Origin of the sequence: Serratia sp. OLAL2 (genome assembly GCF_002752475.1) — a bacterium.
GTDB lineage: Bacteria > Pseudomonadota > Gammaproteobacteria > Enterobacterales > Enterobacteriaceae > Serratia > Serratia bockelmannii.
This window is the reverse complement of sequence record NZ_MSTL01000017.1, coordinates 104,729-126,319: the sequence shown is the minus strand read 5'-3', so window position 1 is coordinate 126,319 and position 21,591 is coordinate 104,729. Positions and strand designations below refer to the sequence as shown.

Annotated in this window: 23 protein-coding genes and 1 riboswitch; of the genes, 4 read left to right on the top strand and 19 right to left on the bottom strand. The window is 60.0% G+C overall.

Features of this window, described 5'->3' with window-relative positions:
- Positions 1-24 precede the first annotated feature (24 nt).
- Positions 25-1,188 carry a M20 peptidase aminoacylase family protein gene (locus BVU99_RS12235; protein ID WP_043135741.1) on the bottom strand — a complete coding sequence of 388 codons (1,164 nt, stop codon included), beginning with the start codon at positions 1,186-1,188 and terminating at the stop codon, positions 25-27.
- 346 nt (positions 1,189-1,534) lie between these two features.
- Here BVU99_RS12235 and cspE point away from each other — a divergent pair, with 346 nt between their 5' ends.
- On the top strand, positions 1,535-1,744 hold the full coding sequence (gene cspE, locus BVU99_RS12230; RefSeq protein WP_004940030.1) for a transcription antiterminator/RNA stability regulator CspE: 210 nt from the start codon (positions 1,535-1,537) through the stop codon (positions 1,742-1,744).
- A 57-nt stretch (positions 1,745-1,801) separates the two neighbouring features.
- On the opposite strand, the gene BVU99_RS12225 is transcribed toward cspE, so the two are convergent.
- The 3 genes from BVU99_RS12225 to crcB form a co-directional block, all read right to left on the bottom strand.
- A complete protein-coding gene (locus tag BVU99_RS12225; RefSeq protein WP_025301830.1) occupies positions 1,802-2,992 on the bottom strand; it encodes a multidrug effflux MFS transporter in 1,191 nt (396 codons plus the stop codon).
- A gap of 6 nt (positions 2,993-2,998) precedes the next feature.
- Positions 2,999-3,595 (bottom strand): TetR/AcrR family transcriptional regulator, encoded by a 597-nt coding sequence (locus BVU99_RS12220; RefSeq protein WP_025301831.1) that lies wholly within the window; start codon positions 3,593-3,595, stop codon positions 2,999-3,001.
- Positions 3,596-3,883: 288 nt separating this feature from the next.
- Entirely contained in the window at positions 3,884-4,267 is a 384-nt protein-coding gene (gene crcB / locus BVU99_RS12215) for a fluoride efflux transporter CrcB (RefSeq protein ID WP_099816683.1), read from the bottom strand.
- Between the two features lie 79 nt (positions 4,268-4,346).
- Positions 4,347-4,409: riboswitch (Fluoride riboswitch) on the bottom strand.
- A gap of 82 nt (positions 4,410-4,491) precedes the next feature.
- Between crcB and BVU99_RS12210 the strand changes: the two genes are divergently transcribed.
- Complete coding sequence (locus BVU99_RS12210) at positions 4,492-4,920, top strand: GNAT family N-acetyltransferase (RefSeq protein WP_025301832.1); 429 nt, start codon at positions 4,492-4,494, stop codon at positions 4,918-4,920.
- Between the two features lies 1 nt (position 4,921).
- Here the strand turns inward: BVU99_RS12210 and BVU99_RS12205 are convergent, their stop codons facing one another.
- Positions 4,922-5,989, bottom strand: coding sequence for a diguanylate cyclase (locus BVU99_RS12205; protein WP_099816684.1), 1,068 nt, complete (start codon positions 5,987-5,989; stop codon positions 4,922-4,924).
- 218 nt (positions 5,990-6,207) lie between these two features.
- Here BVU99_RS12205 and tatA point away from each other — a divergent pair, with 218 nt between their 5' ends.
- Positions 6,208-6,423 (top strand): Sec-independent protein translocase subunit TatA, encoded by a 216-nt coding sequence (tatA, locus tag BVU99_RS12200; RefSeq protein ID WP_025301834.1) that lies wholly within the window; start codon positions 6,208-6,210, stop codon positions 6,421-6,423.
- Between the two features lie 93 nt (positions 6,424-6,516).
- On the opposite strand, the gene lipA is transcribed toward tatA, so the two are convergent.
- The 13 genes from lipA to leuS form a co-directional block, all read right to left on the bottom strand.
- A complete protein-coding gene (lipA, locus tag BVU99_RS12195) occupies positions 6,517-7,482 on the bottom strand; it encodes a lipoyl synthase (protein ID WP_025301835.1) in 966 nt (321 codons plus the stop codon).
- On the bottom strand, positions 7,475-8,143 hold the full coding sequence (gene lipB, locus BVU99_RS12190) for a lipoyl(octanoyl) transferase LipB (protein ID WP_049206180.1): 669 nt from the start codon (positions 8,141-8,143) through the stop codon (positions 7,475-7,477). Before lipB ends, lipA begins: the two co-directional genes overlap by 8 nt.
- Before the next feature lie 134 nt (positions 8,144-8,277).
- Positions 8,278-8,544 carry a DUF493 family protein YbeD gene (ybeD, locus tag BVU99_RS12185; RefSeq protein ID WP_004940012.1) on the bottom strand — a complete coding sequence of 89 codons (267 nt, stop codon included), beginning with the start codon at positions 8,542-8,544 and terminating at the stop codon, positions 8,278-8,280.
- Between the two features lie 104 nt (positions 8,545-8,648).
- Complete coding sequence (gene dacA / locus BVU99_RS12180; RefSeq protein ID WP_004940010.1) at positions 8,649-9,860, bottom strand: D-alanyl-D-alanine carboxypeptidase DacA; 1,212 nt, start codon at positions 9,858-9,860, stop codon at positions 8,649-8,651.
- A gap of 180 nt (positions 9,861-10,040) precedes the next feature.
- A complete protein-coding gene (gene rlpA, locus BVU99_RS12175) occupies positions 10,041-11,126 on the bottom strand; it encodes an endolytic peptidoglycan transglycosylase RlpA (RefSeq protein WP_025301837.1) in 1,086 nt (361 codons plus the stop codon).
- A gap of 10 nt (positions 11,127-11,136) precedes the next feature.
- Positions 11,137-12,249 (bottom strand): peptidoglycan glycosyltransferase MrdB, encoded by a 1,113-nt coding sequence (mrdB, locus tag BVU99_RS12170; RefSeq protein WP_004940006.1) that lies wholly within the window; start codon positions 12,247-12,249, stop codon positions 11,137-11,139.
- A gap of 8 nt (positions 12,250-12,257) precedes the next feature.
- Complete coding sequence (gene mrdA, locus BVU99_RS12165; protein WP_025301838.1) at positions 12,258-14,153, bottom strand: peptidoglycan DD-transpeptidase MrdA; 1,896 nt, start codon at positions 14,151-14,153, stop codon at positions 12,258-12,260.
- Between the two features lie 38 nt (positions 14,154-14,191).
- A complete protein-coding gene (rlmH, locus tag BVU99_RS12160; protein WP_004940002.1) occupies positions 14,192-14,662 on the bottom strand; it encodes a 23S rRNA (pseudouridine(1915)-N(3))-methyltransferase RlmH in 471 nt (156 codons plus the stop codon).
- 3 nt (positions 14,663-14,665) lie between these two features.
- The gene (gene rsfS, locus BVU99_RS12155) at positions 14,666-14,983 is read right to left on the bottom strand and encodes a ribosome silencing factor (RefSeq protein WP_025301839.1); all 318 of its coding nucleotides are present in this window, start codon (positions 14,981-14,983) and stop codon (positions 14,666-14,668) included.
- A gap of 194 nt (positions 14,984-15,177) precedes the next feature.
- A complete protein-coding gene (nadD, locus tag BVU99_RS12150; protein ID WP_099816685.1) occupies positions 15,178-15,840 on the bottom strand; it encodes a nicotinate-nucleotide adenylyltransferase in 663 nt (220 codons plus the stop codon).
- Positions 15,830-16,864: a DNA polymerase III subunit delta gene (gene holA / locus BVU99_RS12145; protein ID WP_033651150.1), complete on the bottom strand. Its 1,035-nt coding sequence runs from the start codon at positions 16,862-16,864 to the stop codon at positions 15,830-15,832. Before holA ends, nadD begins: the two co-directional genes overlap by 11 nt.
- Positions 16,861-17,421: an LPS assembly lipoprotein LptE gene (gene lptE / locus BVU99_RS12140; RefSeq protein ID WP_099816686.1), complete on the bottom strand. Its 561-nt coding sequence runs from the start codon at positions 17,419-17,421 to the stop codon at positions 16,861-16,863. The genes holA and lptE overlap by 4 nt, the downstream gene beginning before the upstream one ends.
- A gap of 14 nt (positions 17,422-17,435) precedes the next feature.
- Positions 17,436-20,018, bottom strand: a complete 2,583-nt coding sequence (leuS, locus tag BVU99_RS12135) for a leucine--tRNA ligase (RefSeq protein WP_043135757.1) — start codon at positions 20,016-20,018, stop codon at positions 17,436-17,438.
- 274 nt (positions 20,019-20,292) lie between these two features.
- On the opposite strand from leuS, the gene BVU99_RS12130 reads away from it, so the two are divergent.
- The gene (locus tag BVU99_RS12130) at positions 20,293-20,775 is read left to right on the top strand and encodes a zinc ribbon-containing protein (RefSeq protein ID WP_025301844.1); all 483 of its coding nucleotides are present in this window, start codon (positions 20,293-20,295) and stop codon (positions 20,773-20,775) included.
- 40 nt (positions 20,776-20,815) lie between these two features.
- Here BVU99_RS12130 and BVU99_RS12125 read toward each other — a convergent pair whose 3' ends face one another.
- Positions 20,816-21,520 (bottom strand): FMN-dependent NADH-azoreductase, encoded by a 705-nt coding sequence (locus BVU99_RS12125; protein ID WP_099816687.1) that lies wholly within the window; start codon positions 21,518-21,520, stop codon positions 20,816-20,818.
- Between the last annotated feature and the right edge of the window lie 71 nt (positions 21,521-21,591).

Sequence of the window (21,591 nt, the reverse complement as noted above, 5' to 3'; positions counted from 1 at the left end):
CGGGGAAATACTATTTCACGTTATTCAGGCGTTGCTGAGGGCTTTTTCTGGCGCGGTAGTGAGCTGTTGCAGCGTGCGTTCCGCCAGCAGCGTAAAATATTGTGCCGCGGGGAACAGGGCGCGTTCATCGGGATTGAAACGCGGATGATGCAGGCCGAACTCGCTGGCGGAGCCGATGCTGACGAAGACGCCCGGCACGTGATGCAGATACAGCGCGAAATCTTCACCCCCCATTTGCAGCTCCGCCTCTTCGACCCGGTAGCCGGCCTCGGCGGCGACGGTTTTGCTGAACGCCGCCCAATGGGCGTCGTTGATCACCGCCGGCGGCCCCGGCTGCCAGTGGAGTTCGGCCTGCGCGCCGAGCGCGGCGGCAACGCCGTCGATCACCTGGCGAATTTTATCAGGCACCTGGCGGCGCACCGCGTCGCTGTGGGTACGCACCGTGCCTTCCAGCTCCACGGTTTGCGGCAGCACGTTCCAGGTATTGCCGCCTTCGATGCGCGTCACGCTCACCACCAGCGATTCCAGCGAGCTGAAGCTGCGGCTGGGCAGCGTCTGCAGCGCGCCGACGATCTGGCTGGCGGTGACGATGGTATCGACGCCCTGTTCCGGTTTGGCGGCGTGGGCGCCTTTGCCGGTGATGAGGATCTGGAAACGATCGACGTTGGCGTAGAACGGCCCGGCGCGGGTGGCGAAGGTACCGGTGGGCAGCTCCGGCGCGTTATGCAGGCCAAATACCGCCGCAACGTTATCCAGCGCGCCGGCGTCGATCAGGTGCCGGGCGCCGTTGAAGGTCTCTTCCGCCGGCTGGAAGAAGATGCGCACCGTGCCGGGCAGCTCGGCCTCACGCGCTTTGAGCAGGTGCGCGGCGCCGAGCATCACCGAGGTGTGAAAGTCGTGGCCGCAGGCGTGCATTACGCCGCTGTTTTGCGAGCTGAAGGGCACGTCGGCGATTTCGTCGATCGGCAGGGCATCAATGTCGCCGCGCAGCGCGATAATCGGCCCCTTGCCGCTGCCGATCTCCGCCACGACGCCGGTTTTCAGCGCCAGCGGCAGCAGACGGATGCCTGCCTCTTCCAGCCAGCGGGTCAGCCGGGCGGTGGTGGCGAATTCGTGATTGGAAAGTTCCGGGTTTTGGTGCAGCTCACGCCGATAGGCGATGATTTTGTCTGCCAATTGGCTGGTCATAGGCTTGGCTCACAGTGGGAAATAAACCCTAACCCTAGTGCAGGGACCGCCGAAGCAAAAAGACCATCTGGTTATATTTCATAGCGATTGCGTCTGCATGGGGGCGTCAACGCTGGGGGAAGCGGGCGAGTTTGGGCGTTCGCTCGTTGTTCGCCGGCGCAGGGAGAGGTTTGGCCTGGAACGGTAACGTATCGCAACCGGTGCAATCCATTTACACCGGACAACACGGATTTTTTCACTCTTTATCGGATTTCTGTGATCGCGGTGGTGGACAAAATCCTGCCTGCTTGCTGTACTGTAATCGACACAGGTTTTGTGTCTTTCATTCACGTTAAAGGTAAGTTTGATGTCTAAGATTAAAGGTAGCGTTAAGTGGTTTAATGAATCCAAAGGCTTCGGTTTCATTACTCCGGAAGATGGTAGCAAGGACGTTTTCGTCCACTTCTCTGCCATCGTTAGCAACGGTTTCAAAACGCTTGCTGAAGGCCAGCGTGTAGAATTTGAAATCACGAACGGTGCCAAGGGCCCATCTGCCGCTAACGTTACTGCTATCTAAGCTGCGTAGCTGAATTTCTTAAAACCCGCTCATTGAGCGGGTTTTTTATTGGGCGCGTTATGCGTCGTTGCGGCGGGCCAACAGGCCGAACAGCAGGATGGCGATGGCGTAACAGCCGACGATGGTCAGCGCCATCGACAGGCCCGAGGTGCCGCCCAGCCCGGTGAGCGGCACGGCGCAGGCGCCGAGGGCGAACATGCACACGCCTATCAAGGCCGAGGCGCTGCCCGCTTTGTCTCCCTGGCTTTGCATCGCCAGCGAAGAGGCGGTCGGGCCGACGATGCCGATCACCGCTACCGAGAAGAACAGCGGCACCAGCAACACGACCAGCGGCGCATGCAGCGCGGCGGCCAACAGCAGCAACAGCGACGCGACGGCCGCCAGCGTTAACCCGCCCCTCAATACCCGGCGTTCCCCCCAACGCGAACTGAGACGGCTGGCCAGCTGTGCCGCAATGATCAAGCCGACGCCGTTAATGGCGAAGCATAGGCTGAACATCTGCGGGCTGAGGCCGTAGATCTGCTGCAAGACGAAAGGCGAGGCGCCGATATAGGCGAACATGCCGGCCATCACGAAGCCCTGTGTCAGGCACAGGCCCATGAAATAGCGCTGGGTCAGCAACCCGCCGAGCGACATCAGCATCGCCAGGATACCGCCCTGGCTGCGGCGCTCGACCGGCAGGGATTCGCGCAGCTTCAGCGCCGACAGGCTGAACAGCAGCACGGCGATGGCCGCCAGCACGCCGAAGATACCGCGCCAATTCATTACCTGCAGCATCACGCCGCCCAGCACCGGTGCGACGATCGGCGCCAGGCCGTTAACCAGCATCAGCAAGGCGAAGAAACGGGTCAGCTCATGGCCGGCGTACAGATCGCGAGCAATGGCGCGGGAAATCACCGCGCCGCCGGCACCGGCGATGCCTTGCAGCAGGCGGGCGATCAGCAGTTGGTCGATGGTGGGCGCCAGCGCACACCACAGCGAAGCGCCCAGCAGCAGGATCAGCGACAGCAGCAGCGGGCGCATACGGCCCAATTTGTCGCTGTAAGGGCCGAAAATCAGCTGGCCGACGCCCAGACCGAGCAGCCCGGTGGTCAGGCTGAGCTGCGCGGCGGCGGTGGAGGTATTCAGCTCACCCGCCATTTCCGGCAGGGCGGGCAGGTAGAGATCGGTGCACAGCGGCCCCAGCGCGGCCAGCAGGCCAAGCACGACGGCGTACACCAGACGCTGTCTGGCTAAGTGTTTGGTCATGGGAGATTAGAGTTTCCTGAACAGGTGAGAAATGGCCTGCTGATACAGATCGCGCAGCAGGGACGCATCGGCTTTTTGCGTGGTAAGGATACGGTAACCGGTGCCTTCGCTCATGACGGCGATAAATTCCACCCGCGCGGCGATCTCTTCCGCGCTGAAATGGGGATACAGCCGCTGCAGATTGTGGCACACGTGGCGAAACAGCCGCGCTTCCGCATCGCTGAGCAGTTTGGCCACCACCGGGTTGCGCGTGGCCTCGGCGGTCACTTCCAGCATCAGCATGTGATCGGTTTCGCTCTCGCCCGGCTGCTGAAACAGCGTGCGCGCCGCCAACGTGCCGGCGATCAGGTTGATGTGATCGCCAAGGTTTTCCAGCCGCTGCATCTTGTTAGTGATGATGCGGTTGACGATCTCTTCGATAATCGCGTCTTTATTGGCGAAATAACGATAGATTTGACCGACACTGAGCTGCGAGCCTTGGGCGATCTCCGCCATGCTGGCGGCGTGGAAGCCGTGGCGGCGGAAACTGATTTTCGCCGCTTCGACGATCTGATCGCGGCGCGCCTGCACCTTGGCCTGTTTACTGTCGTTGGGGGAGAGCATCTGCCCGATCCTTTGCTACGCGTGAGCCGGGTTCACATTTTTGGGTGTGAACGTTCATTCTCAATTGTAGTGTAAACGGCCGGAAAGACGCAAGATGAACGCGTGCTGCGGGTAAGGGCGCTTAAGCGAACAGGTAGGATTTGATAAAGGCGGCGACGATCAGGACGCACAGCGCAATGGCAATCGCTTCGGCGGCGGTTTTCGGCAGGCTAAACATAGCGGTTTCTCATCCAGTCAGGAGTACTGGATGAGATTATGCGCATGCAAGATTAAGGAAACATTAAGGGCTTAGCGCCCGTTGAGCCACATCACCAGCATAAAGGCCAGCAGCGTCATCGCCAGCGAGCCGGCCAGGTTGAGCAGCATGTTGGCCAGCGCCCAGCCGAAGCGGCCATCTTGCATCAGGTATACCACCTCCAGCGAAAAGGTGGAGAAGGTAGTCAGGCCGCCGCAGAATCCGGTGGTAATCAGTAATTTCCAGGTGGGATCCAGATGCGTCATGCGGGTGAAAATCGCCATCGCCAGACCGATGATAAAACCACCGATCAGATTGACCATCAGCGTACCGAGCGGAATGTGGGCATTCAGCGGATTCATTTTCATGCTTACCGCCCAGCGCAAAACGCTGCCGATGCCGCCGCCGATAAATACGGCCAGTAAAGAACTCAACATGGGGCAACTACCTTTCAATCAGAGAAATTCACGGGACTCGGAAAGGGACAGGCGTAACGCTACGCGCCTCTCTCCGAGAGGTTACGTAGACATCATCAGCCTGTGAAGGCGGTTAGGGAGGAATGTCATCTCCAGCGTGCCGCACGGCCTTTTTTGCCGTACCCGGTGGATGTTACACCTAACGCCATCTATTTTGTAGTATCGACACTCTGCGAGGTCACCCTATGCAAATCAGAACGGCGCGCCTGAGCGATCGCCATGCTATCGCCGAATTAATGACGGCGTTGGATTATCCCGGCACCGAGGCGTTTCTGACGCAGCGCATGCAGCAACTGTTGGCGCATCCGGATGAGGCGCTGCTGGTGGCGACGGACGGGGAGCAGGTGTTGGGCGTGTTGTCGCTGCATTTCCTGCCGCAGCTGGCGTTGGCCGGCGACATTGGCCGCATCAGCTATTTTTGCGTCGATGACCGAGCGCGCGGCGCGGGCGTAGGCCGGCGGCTGCTGGCGGAGGGCGAGGCGCTGGCGCACCGTCGCGGCTGCGATCGGTTAGAGGTCCATTGCCACAGTCGCCGCGAGCGGGCGCATGCGTTTTACCGGCGCGAAGGCTTTGTCGAAGCGCCGAAGTATTTTGCCAAGTTATTAAGTCAGTAAGTTACTCCCCTGGCGGCACTGCCGTTTCCAACCGGTTGCGGCCATTATGCTTCGCCCGATAGAGCGCACCGTCGGCCGCTTTCAGCCAGTCAAGATAGCCGCTCAGCGCGGGGTGGTAGTTAGCGATGCCTGCGCTGATCTGCAGCCGCAGCTGCGGCGCCTCCTTGAAACTGACCGCGTCCAGCCGCTGCTGGATGCGGTGCAGGACGATTTCCGCCTGTTCGGCGTTAGTGTTCGGCAGCACCGCGCCAAACTCGTCGCCGCCGTAGCGCCCGACGATATCCACGTTGCGCAAACCGATCAGCAGCTCTTCCGCCAATACCGCCAGGGCTTCATCCCCCAGCGCATGGCCGAAGGTGTCGTTGATGGTTTTGAAGCGGTCGATGTCCATCAGGATCAGCGTGGCGTTGTCCTGGTAGCGGCGGCAGCTATCGAACTGGCGATGCAGAAGATGTTCCCAGTGGCGACGGTTATATAAGCCGGTCAGCCCATCGCGGGTGCTGATGCGTTGCAGCTCCTGTTTTTTTTCCGCCAGCCGTTTGGCGGTGCGGTAGGTCACCAGCCCCAGCAACGTCGGATAAAGGTAGATCATCGGCAGGCACAGATAGACTTGCAGCGGCGTGCTGTATGGATGAAACGGGAAGCCGAGCAGCGTGCCGGTGAGCATCGCCGTGGCCAATTGAATCGCCAATCCTTTGACAAACAGCGCTTTGCCGGCCGAAGCGATGTTGTTCATGCTCATCATCGACAGGATGACGATCGCCGGCAGGGCATTGAATGCCATCATCGCTGCCCAGAAGCCGCCGAAGGCGGAGTCGATCAAGAGGTTGCGGATCTCGGCTTTGAACGGATCTTTGGCGCGGCAGGCCAGGCGATAGGCCAGATGCGGCCAGAGAAAGCCGTGAAAGGCCAGCAATAGCCAGACCGCCGCGGGCGGAGCCAAGGGATAGAGCGCGGCGCAAACGCAGATAAACCCGAGCCCCAGACCGGCGACGCGGGGCAGATAGGTGCGTTTGGCGAAGCTGAGGCCGGATTTTCGGGCATCGAAAATGGATGGGGCAATATACATCCGGCATCTCCCTGATGAGTATCACGGCAGCGTATCATGCGGGTGATAAACTAAGAATAGTCTGGGATTCACGCCGCGAGGTTGCGTGACATTCCTGCAACGGATCTCACTCTGTTACATGTTGCGGTTGTGTGAGCCGAAGGAAAGTCGCTAAATATTCGCAGGCAAGGTCAGTTTTTCTCGCTGTTCACACAGCGCTCTATGATAAGAAGGTGAGTATGGAAGGTATCAGCATTACCAAACTTCTGGTGATTGCGGTGTTGGTGATTTTACTGTTCGGCACCAGCAAACTACGCACGCTCGGCGCCGATCTTGGCGCGGCGCTGAAAGGCTTTAAAAAAGCGGTGGGCGACGACAGCACGCCGCCGGCCGCCGGCAACAGCACCGCCGAGAGCCAGTCCGCTCAGCAGAGCGTCGAAAAGAAAGACGTTTAATTCCGTCTGACTGCGCGCAATAAAAAACGGATGCCTTGCGGACATCCGTTTTTTGGCGTTTCCGCCGTCTTTAGCGTAACAAACTATTACGCGTTATTTCACTTCCATCCCTTTGGCCTGCAGATCGGCGTGGTAAGACGAACGCACGAACGGGCCGCAGGCGGCGTGGGTGAAGCCCATCGCCATCGCTTCTTCTTTCATCTCGTCAAACTCGGCCGGGCTGACGTAGCGCTGCACCGGCAGGTGGTGACGGCTCGGCTGCAGGTACTGGCCCAGCGTCAGCATGGTCACGCCGTGGCGACGCAAATCGCGCATCACTTCAACGATTTCCGCGTTGGTTTCGCCCAGGCCGACCATCAGGCCGGATTTGGTCGGGATATCCGGGTGAGCTTCTTTAAAGCGCTCCAGCAGCTTCAGCGACCACTCATAGTTGGCGCCCGGGCGCACCTGGCGGTAGACGCGCGGCACGTTTTCCAGGTTGTGGTTAAACACGTCCGGCGGCGTGGCGGTGAGGATCTCCAGAGCGCGATCCATACGGCCGCGGAAGTCCGGCACCAGCGTTTCAATTTTGATGTTCGGACTCTTGGCGCGGATGGCCGAGATGCAGTCGGCAAAGTGCTGAGCACCGCCGTCGCGCAGGTCGTCGCGGTCAACCGAGGTGATCACCACGTAACGCAGCGCCATGTCGGCGATGGTTTGCGCCAGCTTTTCCGGCTCGTTAGCGTCTGGCGCGATCGGGCGGCCGTGGGCCACGTCGCAGAACGGGCAGCGACGGGTGCAGATAGCGCCGAGGATCATAAAGGTGGCGGTACCGTGGTTGAAACACTCGGACAGGTTAGGGCACGAGGCTTCCTCACAGACGGAGTGCAGGCCGTTTTTACGCATCGCGGCTTTGATGCCCTGAATGCGCGTTGAGTCGGCAGGCAGTTTGATCTTCATCCACTCGGGTTTACGCAACAGCTCCTGCCGTTCGGTGACCACCGTTTTGACCGGGATCAGCGCCATTTTGTCAGCATCGCGGTATTTGACGCCGCGTTCCATCTGAATTGGTTTACTCATAATCGTGCAGGTTCCAGTTACGAAGCTCGACCGTCTGGTAGCCGAGTAAATGAACAAATTCCTGTACCAGGATTGGGTGTATGTCTTCAAGGCCAACGCCGGGCGCCAGCGCGCTGACCTGCGTCATCTGCATGCCGGCGTAACCGCAAGGGTTGATGCGTTGGAAGGGGCTGAGATCCATCGCCACATTCAGGGCCAGGCCGTGGAATGAGCTGCCTTTGCGGATCCGCAAACCCAACGAACAGATTTTCTGCTCCCCCACATACACGCCAGGCGCATCTGGACGGGCGCGCGATGCGAGGCGAAAGTGGGCGAGGGTGTTGATAACCGTATCTTCTATCGCCGTGACCAATTGACGCACGCCGACCTTGTTGCGTTTCAGATCGACCATCACGTACATCACCTGCTGACCCGGGCCGTGGTAGGTCACCTGGCCGCCGCGATCGCTCTGGACCACCGGGATATCACCGGGCATCAGCACATGCTCGGCTTTGCCGGCCTGGCCTTGGGTGAACACCGGGTGATGCTGTACCAGCCACAGTTCGTCCGGCGTAGTCTCGGTACGACTGTCGGTGAAGTTATGCATGGCTTGGGATACAGGCGCGTAGGGCTGCAACCCCAGCTGACGCAAAATGATCTTGTCTGGTTGCAAAAGAGTCATCGTCAGGTTACAGAAGTGGTAAAGCCATTATACCGGGCGCTCCGGCTTGCGGCCAGCCTTTCGCTGACCAAAAATGCGCAACCCGGGAAGACGCTGCGCCATCCCGGGTTGATAAGCAGGGGTTTATGCTGGAATTACAGCACCATGCGAACAATTTCAATGTTGCCTAACTCTTCGTACAGGGTTTCGACCTGCTCGATGTGAGTGGCATTGATGGTGATGGAGACGGAGTGGTAGTTGCCTTTGCTGCTTGGCTTGACCTGCGGGTTGTAATCGCCCGGCGCATGGCGCTGCACCACTTCAACTACCTGGTCAACCAGCTCAGGCTGCGCCAGGCCCATCACCTTGTAGGTAAACGAGCAAGGGAATTCGAGCAGTTCGTTCAGTTTAGTTTTTTGCATGTGCGTGCGCTCCAGAGTGCTAGCTAATCTATAAATTATAACTCCCGCCGGGGCGGGAGTTAATGTTATTCAGTATATGGGGGCAATTTCGCCCGTTTCAACCGTTAACCGAACCAGTGGTGGAACATCAGTTTGATGTAGTCCACGATGCGGCTGAAGAAACCGCCTTCTTTCACTTCGTTCATCACCACCAGCGGGCGCTGATCGATGGTTTTGCCGTCCAGCTGGAAGTTGATGCTGCCCACCACCTGGTTTTTCGCCAGCGGCGCGTGAATTTCCGGCGTGTTCAGCACGTAGCTGGCCTTCAGATCTTTCATGCGGCCGCGCGGAATGGTCAGGTAGACGTCTTTGTCCACGCCGAGCTCAACGCGGTCGGCATCGCCGAACCAGACAGGCTCGGAGGCGAACTCTTTACCGACTTTCAACGGCGCCACGGTTTCGAAGAAGCGGAAGCCCCAGGTCAGCAGTTTCTTGCTTTCGGCTTCACGGCCTTTGTAGGTGCGGCCGCCCATCACGGCGGAGATCAGGCGCATTTGGCCTTCGGTCGCCGAAGCCACCAGGTTGTAACCCGCCGCGTCGGTATGGCCGGTTTTGATGCCGTCGACGTTCAGGCTGTTATCCCACAGCAGGCCGTTGCGGTTCATCTGGCGGATATTGTTGAAGGTGAACTCTTTTTCTTTGTAAATCGCGTACTCTTCCGGCACGTCGCGGATCAGCGCCTGGCCGATCAGCGCCATGTCGCGCGCCGAACTGTACTGGCCCTGGGCATCCAGGCCGTGTACCGTCTGGAAGTGAGTGTTCTGCAGGCCCAGCTTGCTGACGTAGGTGTTCATCAGGTTAACGAACGCGTCCTGGCTGCCGGCGACGTAGTCGGCCATCGCCACGCAGGCGTCGTTACCGGACTGCAGGTTGATGCCGCGGGTCAGTTTGGAGACCGGCACGCGATCGCCCGGCTTCAGGAACATCAGCGAGGAGCCTTTGAACACCGGGTTGCCGGTCGCCCAGGCGTCCTGGCCGACGGTCACCAGATCGTCCTGGCCGATTTTACCCGCTTTCAGCGCCTGGCCGATGACGTAGCTGGTCATCATTTTGGTCAGGCTGGCCGGATCGCGACGCGCATCGGCGTTCATCTCGGCCAGCACCTTGCCGGAGTTGTAATCAATCAGGATGTACGCTTCCGCATCGATCTGCGGGACACCTGGGATCATGGTTTTGATGTTAACGTCATCGGCGTGCGCAACGGAGGCTGCGCTCATTGCGATAACGGTGCCGAGGGCGATGCTTTTGATTAAGCGAAAAGAAGTTACTTGTTTCATGATCGGGACTACAACATCCGTGAAAGTAAAGTTAAAAAACGAGCCACACTATAGCAGATGCGATCCCGGCAGGCATTACCCATTCATCTGACTAATTGCGGTTAGTGCCCTTTTAGCTGCAAGAAAATGTTTCAGCTAAATAACCGCTTATCGGCCGTGAATGCCCACCGGGCTTAATGCTCAGGGTGCAGCAGTAACGAAAGACTGTTGTTGCGCTTCGCTCGCCAGGCGTTGCTGCAGCTGGGCCGCCTGCTGACGGCTGCTGAACGGGCCGAGCTGGACGCGATAAACGTTGCCGTTGGCCGCCACTTTGCCCGGGACGCCAAACTGTTGGCTCAGGCTTTGCTGCCAGCTCTGGGCACGCTCGGCGCTGCTCAGCGCACCGACCTGCACCACGTAACCGCCGGAGGACGAAGCGGCAGCCATGCCGGCAGCTGCGGCGCCGGCCGCGACCGGTGCTGCCACGGCGGCGGCTTCAGGCTCCGAACCTTCCAGCACGCCGGCCGGCAATGCGCTTGGCGCGCCGAGGAAACCGCTGCGGCCGCTACCGGCGTTGCCGCCAGTTGCTGGGGCGTTGTCGTCGTCGGTGCGCAGGGTGCTGTTATCGATCGGGCGTACCGCCGCGCCGCTGGCGACCGGCACGTCCTGTTGGATGGGGGTGCCCATGCCGCTGGCGCCGAGATCCGGGCGCGACGGCAGGGCATAGCTCTGCTTCGCCACGATGGTACCGATGGTGCCTGGGCCGCTCAGCGTGCCGTCCGGCGCCACGTTGATGAAATCGACTTTGACCTTGGTGTTGTTCGACAGGTTGAGGCGATCGGCGGCGGCTTTCGACAGATCGATAATACGGCCCTTGGTGTAAGGCCCGCGATCGTTGACGCGCACCACCAGCTGACGGCCATTGGCCAGGTTAGTGACGCGCACATAGCTTGGGATCGGTAAGGTCGGGTGCGCCGCAGTCAGACCGTTGGGGTCGAACTGCTCGCCCAGCGCCGTGGTGTTGCCGTTGGCTTCTTCGCCATACCAGGCCGCCAGGCCGGTCTGCGAGAAGTTCTGCGGATCTTTTACGATGCGGTAAGTATCGCCATTAACCTTATAATCCTGCATGTTATTAGGGTTATAGGGTTCATATTGAGGCTCGACGCCACCGATCTCCACCACCGGGCCGTTGTACGGCTGCTGTGGTGCCTGCTGTTCCGTGGTCGGGGCGGTACAGGCGGAGAGCAACACCGCCGCGACGCCGATCCAAAGCCATTCCTTACGCATTACTCACCTCTTATAAACTTTTAGACAGCATTTTCCGATGCGTGTGGATCGACATGATGATGCCGAAACCGGCCATCAATACTATCAGCGCCGACCCCCCGTAACTGACCAGAGGCAAAGGTACGCCAACTACCGGCAAAATGCCACTGACCATACCGATGTTAACAAAGACATAAACGAACAAAATCAGCATCAAGCCGCCGACCATCACGCGGCCAAAGGTGGTTTGCGCCTTGGCGGCGATCATCAGCCCGCGAATGATCACCAGCAGGTAGAGTGCCAGCAGCACCAATACCCCGATCAGCCCCAGCTCTTCGGCCAACACGGCGAAGATAAAGTCGGTATGGCGCTCCGGCAGAAACTCCAGCTGCGACTGGGTGCCGTGCAGCCAGCCCTTGCCGGACAGGCCGCCGGAGCCGATGGCTATCTTGGATTGAATAATGTGATAGCCGGCGCCGAGTGGGTCGCTCTCCGGATCGAGCAGCATCATGACGCGGTCGCGCTGATAGCCGTGCATCAGGAAGAACCACAGCACCGGGATAAAGGCCGCCAGTGCGACGGCGGCGACGGCGATCAATTTCCAGCTCATGCCCGACAGGAACAGCACGAACAGGCCGGAGGCGGCGATCAGGATCGAGGTGCCCAGATCTGGCTGCGCGGCCACCAGCAGCGTTGGCAGGAAGATCAGCACCAGCGCGATGGCGGTGTTTTTCAGCGAAGGCGGGCAGACATCGCGGTTCATAAAGCGCGCCACCATCAGCGGCACGGCGATCTTGGCGATTTCCGACGGCTGGAAGCGCACTACGCCGAGATCCAGCCAGCGCTGCGCGCCTTTACTTATCTGGCCGAAGGCGTCCACCAGGATCAGCAAAATTACGCAGAAAATATACAGATAGGGCGCCCAGCTTTCGTACACGCGCGGCGGGATTTGCGCCATGACGGCCATCACGATCAGCCCCATGACGATCTGCCCGATCTTGCGCTCCATCATGCCGATGTCCTGGCCGCTGGCGCTCCACATCACGAAGGCGCTGTAGACCAACAGGGCCAGGATCAGCAGCAGGAACGTCGGGTCGATGTGGATTTTGGTCCAGATCGAGCCTTTTTGTTGGCTTTCAGTCATGTTCTACCTTAGTCACCTTCTACGCCAGGCGGCAGCGGGGCCTCGCTTGGCAATTGCGTATTGTTGTCGCCCAGCAGAATGTGGTCGAGGATCTGGCGGGTGATGGTTCCCACCGCCGGACCGGAGCCGCCGTTTTCCAGAATGATGGCGACCGACACCGTCGGATTGTTGAACGGTGCGAAGGCGGTCATCAGTTTGTGATCGCGCAGGTGCTCCGCCAGTTTGTGGGCGTTGTAGGTTTCATAGCCGAATACCTGTGCGGTACCCGATTTCGCCGCGGCTTTATAAGGTGCGTCCGCAAAGTATTTGCGCGCCGTCCCGTTCGGACGGTTGGCCACACCATACATGCCGTCTTTGGCGATTTCCCAGAAGCCGGAGTGAATATCGCCGATCTGCGTGCTCTCTTCCTGTTTGAACGGCACCAGCGCGCCGTTGACGCGGGTACTCTGCAGCAGGTGCGGCGTTTTGACGGTGCCGTCGTTGATCAGGGTGTTCAGTGCTTTGGCCATCTGGATCGGCGTGGCGGTCCAGTAACCCTGGCCGATACCCACCGGAATGGTGTCGCCCTGATACCACGGCTTTTTATAGCGTTTGAGCTTCCACTCGCGCGTCGGCATTAGGCCGGATCGTTCTTCGGACAGATCGATGCCGGTGTACTGGCCGTAACCGAATTTGGTCAGCCAGGTCGACAGCCGATCGATCCCCATGTCATAGGCGACCTGATAGAAATAGGTATCTGCGGACTCTTCCAGCGCCTTGGTGACGTTCAGGCGGCCGTGGCCCCATTTTTTCCAGTCGCGGAAGCGTTTTTCCGAGCCGGGCAGTTGCCACCAACCGGGATCGAACACCACGGTGTTTTTGGTGATCACTCCGGCGCTCAGCGCCGACACCGCGATGTAAGGCTTCACCGTTGATGCAGGCGGATAGACCCCCTGCGTGGCGCGGTTGATCAGCGGGCGATTCGGATCGTTCAACAGCCCCTGGTAGTCCTTGCTGGAAATGCCGTCGACGAACAGGTTTGGATCGTAACTCGGGTTGGACACCATTGCCAGGATGGCGCCGGTGCGTGGATCGCTCACCACCACCGCGGCGCGGCTGCCGACCAGCAGCTGCTCGATATAGCGCTGCAAATCAAGATCGAGCGTCAGGTAAACGTCCTGACCGGCGGAAGGCGGCTGTTCGTGCAATTGGCGGATCACCCGGCCACGGTTGTTGACCTCGACCTCTTCATAGCCGGTTTTGCCGTGCAGCGTGTCTTCGTAATAGCGTTCGATGCCCAGCTTGCCGATATCGTGGGTGGCGGCGTAGTTGGCCAGCTTGCCGTCTTTATCCAGGCGTTCGACGTCGCGGTCGTTGATCTTAGACACATAGCCGGTGACGTGGGTGAGGGCGGAACCGTAGGGGTAGTAGCGGCGCTGGTAGCCTTTTACTTCCACGCCGGGGAAGCGGAACTGATTGACCGCAAAGCGGGCGACCTGCACCTCGGTTAGCGCGGTTTTCACCGGAATGGAGACGAAACGGCGCGAACGCTTGCGCTCTTTTTCGAAATTGGTGATGTCGTCGTCGGTCAGATCGACCACCGTGCGCAGCGCCTGCAGCGTGGCTTTGAGATCGTCAACCTTCTCCGGCATCAGCTCCAGCTGATAAATGGTGCGGTTGAGTGCCAGCGGGGTGCCGTTGCGATCGTAGATAATGCCGCGGCTGGGCGCGATGGGCACCAGCTTGATGCGGTTTTCGTTGGAGCGGGTGCGGTAATCCTCGACGCGGACCACTTGCAGATTATACAGGTTGGCGATCAGGATGCCGGACAGCACCAGGATGACCAGGAACGCCACCAGGGCGCGGCGTACAAACAGGGCGGATTCAGCCGTATAGTCGCGAAAAGGGTTACGTTCTATTTTCATCCCGCTGCTTTATTTCACTCTGTCACGGTCACCACCGGCTATTCCCGGTGGTAAGGATGATTTGTTGTAATACTCCAGGCGCGGTAGAGGCTTTCGGCCACCAGGACGCGCACCAAAGGATGCGGCAGCGTCAACGGAGAAAGCGACCAGCTCTGCTCGGCAGCGGCTTTGCAGGCGGGCGCCAGCCCTTCCGGGCCGCCGATCAGCAGGCTGACGTTGCGGCCATCCTGCTTCCAGCGCTCAAGCTGCTGCGCCAGCTGCGGCGTTTCCCACGGCGTGCCTGGGATATCCAGCGTAACGATGCGGTTGCCTTTGCCCACCGCCGCCAGCATCTGTTCGCCTTCCTTGTCCAGAATGCGCTTGATGTCGGCGTTTTTGCCGCGTTTGCCCGCCGGGATCTCGGTCAGCTCAAACGGCATATCTTTGGGAAAGCGGTGCAGGTAATCCATAAAGCCGGTTTGCACCCAGTCTGGCATTTTGGTGCCGACCGCCACCAATTGCAGTTTCACCGCTTAGCTCCAGAGTTTTTCCAGCTCGTACAGGCGACGGCTTTCTTCCTGCATCACGTGCACGATCACTTCGCCCAGATCGACCACGATCCAGTCGGAGGCTTCCTGGCCTTTCATGCCAAACAGCTCCATGCCTACGGCACGGGATTCCTGTACCACGTGGTTGGCGATCGACATCACGTGGCGAGTCGATGTGCCGGTGCAGATGATCATGCAATCAGTGATGCTGGATTTGCCCTGTACGTCCAGAGCGATAATGTCTTGGCCTTTCAGGTCATCGATTTTATCGATGACGAAATCTTGGAGCGCTTTACCTTGCAAAGGTTCCCCCTCGGGTGTGTTCTGTTCAGTCGACTGCAGCGGGCAACATGCGCACGCTGCGGCGTAACCGGATAATGATTTCGGCAGGCTGCCGCTGAAAGCCAGCTAACTGGTGACTGCCCGGCCAGCTAAGGTTTCCGGGGTTTTCAGCGGATACCTGAAAAATAGCGGCGCAGTATATCACGCACCTTTCGCTAGCGATATAAACCCTGCAACTCGATATAGCGCTGCACCGGGCGTGGCAGCAGGTCGTCGCAGTTGAGGCCCTGATGGCGGCGCTGGCGGATCTCGGTGGCGGAAATTTCCAGCTCCGGCGTATCTGCCAGATAGATATGGCCGTGCGGGCGGCGGCTGAGCTGCGCCGGATCGGCGGTGCGATGACGTTCCAGCCACTGCTGCAGTTCCGGTGTGTCCATGCGATCGTTATAGCCCGGGCGCGCCAGCACCAGCAGGTGGCAGACGTCCAACAGCGCCTGCCAGCGATGCCATTTATGCAATGTCAGCAGCGAGTCCTGGCCAATAATAAACGCCAGTGGCTGGGCGGCGCCACGCTCTTTACGAATCGTTTCCAACGTCTCGATGGTGTAGGAGGGGGTGGTGCGGTGCAGTTCGCGATCGTCGACCGCAAACAGCGGGTTGCCGGCGATCGCCAGCTCGACCATCTTCAGGCGTTGCTGCGCATTGGCCTCCGGCTGCGGGCGGTGCGGCGGCACGTGGTTAGGCAGCAGCGTGACGCGATTCAGGCCCACTTCGGCGGCCAACGCCTCCACCGGCCGCAGGTGGCCATAGTGGATAGGGTCAAAGGTGCCGCCGAACAGCGCGTGCAAAACGGTGGGGTGTTCCGGATTAGTGGGCATCGGTAAAACTCGTGGCCAGGGGTTTGCCGCACAGCAGCATCGACAGGGTTTCCAGTTCCGGCCAGACCGACTGGCCATAGTCCTGCTTGAGGGTCAGCTCGATTTGCGTCAGCAGCTGTACCGCTTGCTGCAGCTGGGCGCCGGACAGGCGTTGCAGCGCCTGGGTCACCAGCGGGCGGCGGTTCTGCCAAACCTTGTGCTGATCGAACAGCGTGCGCAGCGGCGCGGACGCCATGCGGCGCTGCAGCGTCAGCAACAGCAGCAGTTCGCGCTGTAAGGTGCGCAGCAGGATAACCGGCTCCACGTCCTCTTGCTGCAGCTGCTGCAAGATATGCCAGGCGCGCTTGCTTTTGCCGGCCAGCAGGGCATCCAGCCAGTGGAACGGCGTGAAGTGGGCGGCGTCGTTCACCGCCTGTTCGACGCGCGGCAGCGTGAGTTTGCCGTCCGGGTGCAGCAGCGACAGCCGCTCCAGCGCCTGCGACAGCGCCAGCAGGTTGCCTTCGTAGCAGTAGCACAACAGCTGATTGGCCGCGTCGTCCAATTCCAGCTTCATCGCCTTGGCGCGCGTGGCGACCCAGCGCGGCAGCTGTGCCTGTTCCGGCGTCTGGCAACTGACGAGGGCGCCGTGTGGGCTGAGCGCCTTGAACCAGGCGCTGTTTTCCTGCGCTTTGGTGAGGCGCGGGCCGCGCAGGATCAGCAGAATATCCTCGTGCAGCAGCGTGGCAAGCTTGGTCAGCTGTTCGCCGATCGGCGCCGTCGGGCCGTTTTCCGGGAAGATCAGCAGCAGCGTCTGGCGGCTGGCGAACAGGCTCATCGCCTGGCAGATGCCGAAGATGGCGTCCCAGTCGGTATGGGCGTCGAGGGAAATGCTGTAGTGCTCGCTGAACTGCTGCTGTTGCGCAGCCTGCCGGAGCAGATCCTGGCTTTCCTGCAGCAGTAGCGGTTCATTGCCGCTCAATAAATAACAAGCGCGCAGCCCCTCTCGGAGCTGCGCGGCAAGTTGTTCCGGATAAATGCGGATCATTGTGCGGTTTGGCTTGCCGCTCGTTCGCCGACGGCAGCGGCTTTCTGCCGGTTTTCTTCTTCCGCCGCGTGCACGGTCAGCAGTTTGCGCACCAGCTGTTGCGCCGCCTGCTCACGCATTTCCTGGCGAATGATCTCCTGCTCGGAGTCTTTGGCCAGCGCGGTCAGCGGGTTGTCGAAGAACGAACGGAACACTTTCACCGACAGCGGATACAGGTCGTGGCCCGGGAGCAGCACCTGCGCCTGCACGGTCAGCACCAGCTGGTACTCGGCGGTTTTACCGTCCTGGAAGATCGAGGCGGTATCCTGGCTTTCCGTCGCGCCGAGGATGCGCAAGGAAGGCACGTCTTTACGCTTCGGATCGCTGACGATGGTCACGGCGTTCAAACGCAGCTGCTCACGCACCGCGCGCGTCAATGGTCCGTAAGGATCCGAACTGTCCAGGATCAGCGTTTTCATTTCATTAGGCACCTGCGTGGTGCCACGCAGGTGAAAACCGCAGCCGGCGGTGACCAGCACCGCCAACCCCAGCAACAGCGTCAGAATACGTTGTCGCACAACTCCTCCTTGTGTTAACCCACAACCAGGTTAAGCAGTTTGCCCGGAACGTAGATCACTTTGCGAATCGTGACGCCGTCCAGATATTTAGCCACCAGATGCTCTTCGGCAGCGCGCGCGCGCACTTGCTCTTCGGTCGCATCGGCAGATACGGTGATTTTAGCGCGAACCTTGCCGTTCACCTGCACCACCACCAGCTTGGAGTCCTCGACCATCGCCTGTTCGTCGGCAACCGGCCATGGCGCGGTGTCCACGTCGCCTTCGCCGCCCAGCGACTGCCACAGGGTGAAGCACACGTGCGGGGTGAACGGATACAGCATGCGAACCACGGCCAGCAGCGCTTCCTGCAGCAGCGCGCGATCCTGCTCGCTCTCCTGCGGCGCGCGGGCCAGCTTGTTCATCAGCTCCATCACGGCGGCGATCGCGGTGTTGAAGGTCTGACGGCGGCCGACATCGTCGGTCACCTTGGCGATGGTTTTGTGCAGATCGCGGCGCAGCGCTTTCTGATCTTCGTTCAGCGCCGCCACGTCCAGCGGCTGTACCGCGCCTTTTGCCACGTGATCGTAGGCCAGTTTCCATACGCGTTTCAGGAAGCGGTTAGCCCCTTCTACGCCGGATTCCTGCCACTCCAGCGTCATTTCTGCCGGTGAAGCGAACATCATGAACAGACGCACGGTGTCCGCGCCGTATTTTTCCACCATTTCCTGCGGGTCGATGCCGTTGTTCTTCGACTTCGACATTTTGCTCATGCCAGCATAGACCAGTTCACGGCCTTGCGGATCGGTGGCCTTGATGATGCGGCCCTTGTCGTCGCGCTCGACCGTGGCGTCAACCGGAGATACCCAGACGCGCTCGCCGCTGTTGCCGGTGTAGTAGAAGGCGTCGGCCAGCACCATGCCCTGACACAGCAGGCGCTTGGCCGGCTCGTCGGAATCCACCAGGCCCGCATCGCGCATCAGCTTGTGGAAGAAGCGGAAGTACATCAGGTGCATGATGGCGTGTTCGATACCGCCGATATATTGATCGACCGGCAGCCAGTAGTTGGCGGCGGCCGGATCCAGCATGCCCTGGTCGTACTGCGGGCAGGTATAGCGCGCGTAGTACCAGGAAGACTCCATAAAGGTGTCGAAGGTGTCGGTTTCACGCAGCGCCGGCTGGCCGTCAACGGTGGTCTTCGCCCACTCAGGGTCGGCCTTGATCGGGCTGGTGATGCCGTCCATGACCACGTCTTCCGGCAGGATCACCGGCAGCTGATCTTCCGGCGTCGGCATCACGGTGCCGTCTTCCAGCGTCACCATCGGGATTGGCGCGCCCCAGTAACGCTGACGGGAGACGCCCCAGTCGCGCAGACGGTAGTTGACCTTGCGCTGGCCCACGCCCTTGGCGACCAGTTTGTCGGCGATGGCGTTAAAGCCGGCTTCGTTGTCCAGACCGTCAAACTCGCCGGAGTTGAACAGCGCGCCTTTGTCGGTCATCGCTTCGGCGCTCACGTCAGGTTGGCTGCCGTCGAGGTTCAGGATCACCGGTTTGATCGGCAAATCGTATTTGGTGGCGAATTCCCAGTCGCGCTGGTCGTGCGCCGGTACCGCCATCACGGCGCCGGTGCCGTATTCCATCAGCACGAAGTTGGCGACCCACACCGGCAGCTTCTCGCCGCTCAGCGGGTGGACAACGAACAGGCCGGTTGGCATGCCTTTCTTCTCCATCGTCGCCATTTCGGCTTCGGCCACTTTGGTGTTGCGGCATTCGTCGATGAAGTCGGTCAGCGCCGGATTGTTGCGCGCGCCCTGTTGCGCCAGCGGGTGGCCCGCGGCGACCGCCACGTAGGTGGCGCCCATGAAGGTGTCGGGACGGGTGGTGTAAACCGTCAGCTTCTCTTCGCTGTCCGCCACGTCGAAGGTGATTTCCACGCCTTCGGAGCGGCCAATCCAGTTGCGCTGCATGGTTTTCACCTGCTCCGGCCAGCTTTCCAGCGTGTCCAGATCGTTCAGCAGCTGATCGGCGTAAGCGGTGATTTTGATGAACCACTGCGGGATCTCTTTACGCTCGACCTTGGTGTCGCAGCGCCAGCAGCAGCCGTCGATAACCTGTTCGTTGGCCAGCACGGTCAGATCGTGCGGACACCAGTTCACCGCCGAGGTCTTCTTGTAGACCAGGCCTTTTTCATACAGCTTGGTGAAGAACCACTGTTCCCAGCGGTAGTATTCCGGCTGGCAGGTAGCGATTTCGCGATCCCAGTCGTAGCCGAAGCCCAGCAGTTTCAGCTGGTTCTTCATGTATTCGATGTTGTCGTAGGTCCACGGGGCCGGTGCGGTGTTGTTTTTCACCGCCGCACCTTCCGCCGGCAGGCCGAACGCATCCCAGCCGATCGGCTGCAGTACGTTTTTACCCAGCATGCGCTGATAGCGCGAGATCACGTCGCCGATAGTGTAGTTACGAACGTGGCCCATGTGCAGTCGGCCGGACGGGTAAGGCAGCATGGATAGGCAGTAGTACTTTTCCTTGCTGTCGTCTTCGGTAACTTTGAAAGTCTGCTTCTCTTGCCAGTGAAGCTGTACGTTCGATTCTATGTCTTCTGGACGGTATTGCTCTTGCATGGCGGCCGGTGGTCCTGTAGGTGTAAACCGTTGCCCCGGTCAGAGGCAACGCAATGAACATTTAGTATTCGTAGATCCGCATAGCATAGCTGATAAGACCTCTCGGCAACAACTCCAAGCGCCTGACTCGGCGCATTTAAAAAAAACGCCGCCATGACGCGGCTCACAACCTGCGGATCCCGCGTCTTGCCAAGTGACATCAGTCATTTACGGCTAAAATAAGTAGGGGTATCCCTACAGCCAAGCCCGGCGCAGCGTTTATCGAGGAGAGTCTATGAACAAGGTTGCTCAGTATTACCGCGAATTGGTGGCATCACTGACCGAACGCCTGAAAAACGGTGAACGCGATATCGACGAACTGGTGGCCAGCGCGGAGCGGCGGTTGAACGAGGCCGAAGATCTGACCCGCGACGAGGTGCGGCAGGTGACGCAGGCGGTGCGGCGCGATCTGGAAGAGTTCGCCCGCAGCTATCAGGAAAGCCGGGACGAGTTTACCGACAGCGTGTTTATGCGGGTGATCAAAGAGAGCCTGTGGCAGGAACTGGCGGATATCACCGACAAAACCCAGCTGGAGTGGCGCGAGGTGTTCAAGGATGTCAGCCACCATGGCGTTTACCACAGCGGTGAAGTGGTGGGGTTGGGCAATCTGGTGTGCGAGCAGTGTCACTACCATCTGGCGTTTTACACGCCGGAGGTGCTGCCGCTTTGCCCGAAATGCGGTCACGACCAGTTCCAGCGTCGGCCGTTTGAGCCTTGATGACGTTCCCCGCCAGGGCGGGGAACACTAAGGCCGGCGTTTAACGGAACAGTTTCTTCAGCAGGTTGCTCAGGAAACCGCCGCTGACGGCTGCTGGGGCGGCTTGCGCCTGCGCCGGTGCGCTGGCCGGTACGGCGACGCCGGCCGGGATTTTCTGCGCGACCGCGACGCGGCTGTCCTGGGCGGCTTTCTCCGCCGCTTCCGGGCCGTAGGCGAAGCCCTCCGCCAGCACGAATTCAACGTCGGTGATGCCGATAAAGCCCAGGAACAGCTTCACGTACGGCGTGATCAGATCCGTCGGCGTGTCGGCGTGGATGCCGCCGCGGCTGGAGATGACGATCGCTTTCTTGCCCGTCACCAGCCCTTCGGCACCGGCGGAGGTGTAGCGGAACGTCTGACCGGCGCGGGCGATCAGATCGAAGTAGATTTTCAGCTGCGTCGGGATGTTGGAGTTGTACATCGGGGCGCTGATGATCAGCGTGTCGTGCGACTTCAGCTCGGCAATCAGCTCATCGGACAGCGCCAGGGTGCTCTGCTGATGCGGCGTCAGCGGGTTGTCGCCGGCGGTAAAGCCAGCCATCACTTCGCCATCCAGCTCCGGCAGCGTTGGGTTAGCCAAGTCGCGCACGGTGAACGTGTCTTCTGGGTGAGCTTCATGCCATTGTTCAACAAAAAAATCGACTAATTTTCCAGACTGGGAATATTCACCCAGAATACTTGATTTCAGGACCAGTACGCGGCTCATTGGCTTATCTCCAGGCGAAGTTTAATCGGTGACGATGTCAGTCGGTGTAAACGCATGGTAGAGGCAAGCCA

Coding starts and splice junctions, on each gene's coding strand:
- ybeD (WP_004940012.1), bottom strand. CDS start 8,544: ATGCAAAAAACTAAACTGAACGAACTGCTCGAATTCCCTTGCTCGTTT.
- BVU99_RS12210 (WP_025301832.1), top strand. CDS start 4,492: ATGCAAATCAGAACGGCGCGCCTGAGCGATCGCCATGCTATCGCCGAA.
- tatA (WP_025301834.1), top strand. CDS start 6,208: ATGGAAGGTATCAGCATTACCAAACTTCTGGTGATTGCGGTGTTGGTG.
- nadD (WP_099816685.1), bottom strand. CDS start 15,840: ATGCCCACTAATCCGGAACACCCCACCGTTTTGCACGCGCTGTTCGGC.
- mrdB (WP_004940006.1), bottom strand. CDS start 12,249: ATGACTGAAAGCCAACAAAAAGGCTCGATCTGGACCAAAATCCACATC.
- BVU99_RS12225 (WP_025301830.1), bottom strand. CDS start 2,992: ATGACCAAACACTTAGCCAGACAGCGTCTGGTGTACGCCGTCGTGCTT.
- BVU99_RS12205 (WP_099816684.1), bottom strand. CDS start 5,989: ATGTATATTGCCCCATCCATTTTCGATGCCCGAAAATCCGGCCTCAGC.
- lipB (WP_049206180.1), bottom strand. CDS start 8,143: ATGACTCTTTTGCAACCAGACAAGATCATTTTGCGTCAGCTGGGGTTG.
- cspE (WP_004940030.1), top strand. CDS start 1,535: ATGTCTAAGATTAAAGGTAGCGTTAAGTGGTTTAATGAATCCAAAGGC.
- rlpA (WP_025301837.1), bottom strand. CDS start 11,126: ATGCGTAAGGAATGGCTTTGGATCGGCGTCGCGGCGGTGTTGCTCTCC.
- BVU99_RS12220 (WP_025301831.1), bottom strand. CDS start 3,595: ATGCTCTCCCCCAACGACAGTAAACAGGCCAAGGTGCAGGCGCGCCGC.
- BVU99_RS12235 (WP_043135741.1), bottom strand. CDS start 1,188: ATGACCAGCCAATTGGCAGACAAAATCATCGCCTATCGGCGTGAGCTG.
- BVU99_RS12125 (WP_099816687.1), bottom strand. CDS start 21,520: ATGAGCCGCGTACTGGTCCTGAAATCAAGTATTCTGGGTGAATATTCC.
- BVU99_RS12130 (WP_025301844.1), top strand. CDS start 20,293: ATGAACAAGGTTGCTCAGTATTACCGCGAATTGGTGGCATCACTGACC.
- lipA (WP_025301835.1), bottom strand. CDS start 7,482: ATGAGTAAACCAATTCAGATGGAACGCGGCGTCAAATACCGCGATGCT.
- leuS (WP_043135757.1), bottom strand. CDS start 20,018: ATGCAAGAGCAATACCGTCCAGAAGACATAGAATCGAACGTACAGCTT.
- dacA (WP_004940010.1), bottom strand. CDS start 9,860: ATGAAACAAGTAACTTCTTTTCGCTTAATCAAAAGCATCGCCCTCGGC.
- mrdA (WP_025301838.1), bottom strand. CDS start 14,153: ATGAAAATAGAACGTAACCCTTTTCGCGACTATACGGCTGAATCCGCC.
- holA (WP_033651150.1), bottom strand. CDS start 16,864: ATGATCCGCATTTATCCGGAACAACTTGCCGCGCAGCTCCGAGAGGGG.
- crcB (WP_099816683.1), bottom strand. CDS start 4,267: ATGTTGAGTTCTTTACTGGCCGTATTTATCGGCGGCGGCATCGGCAGC.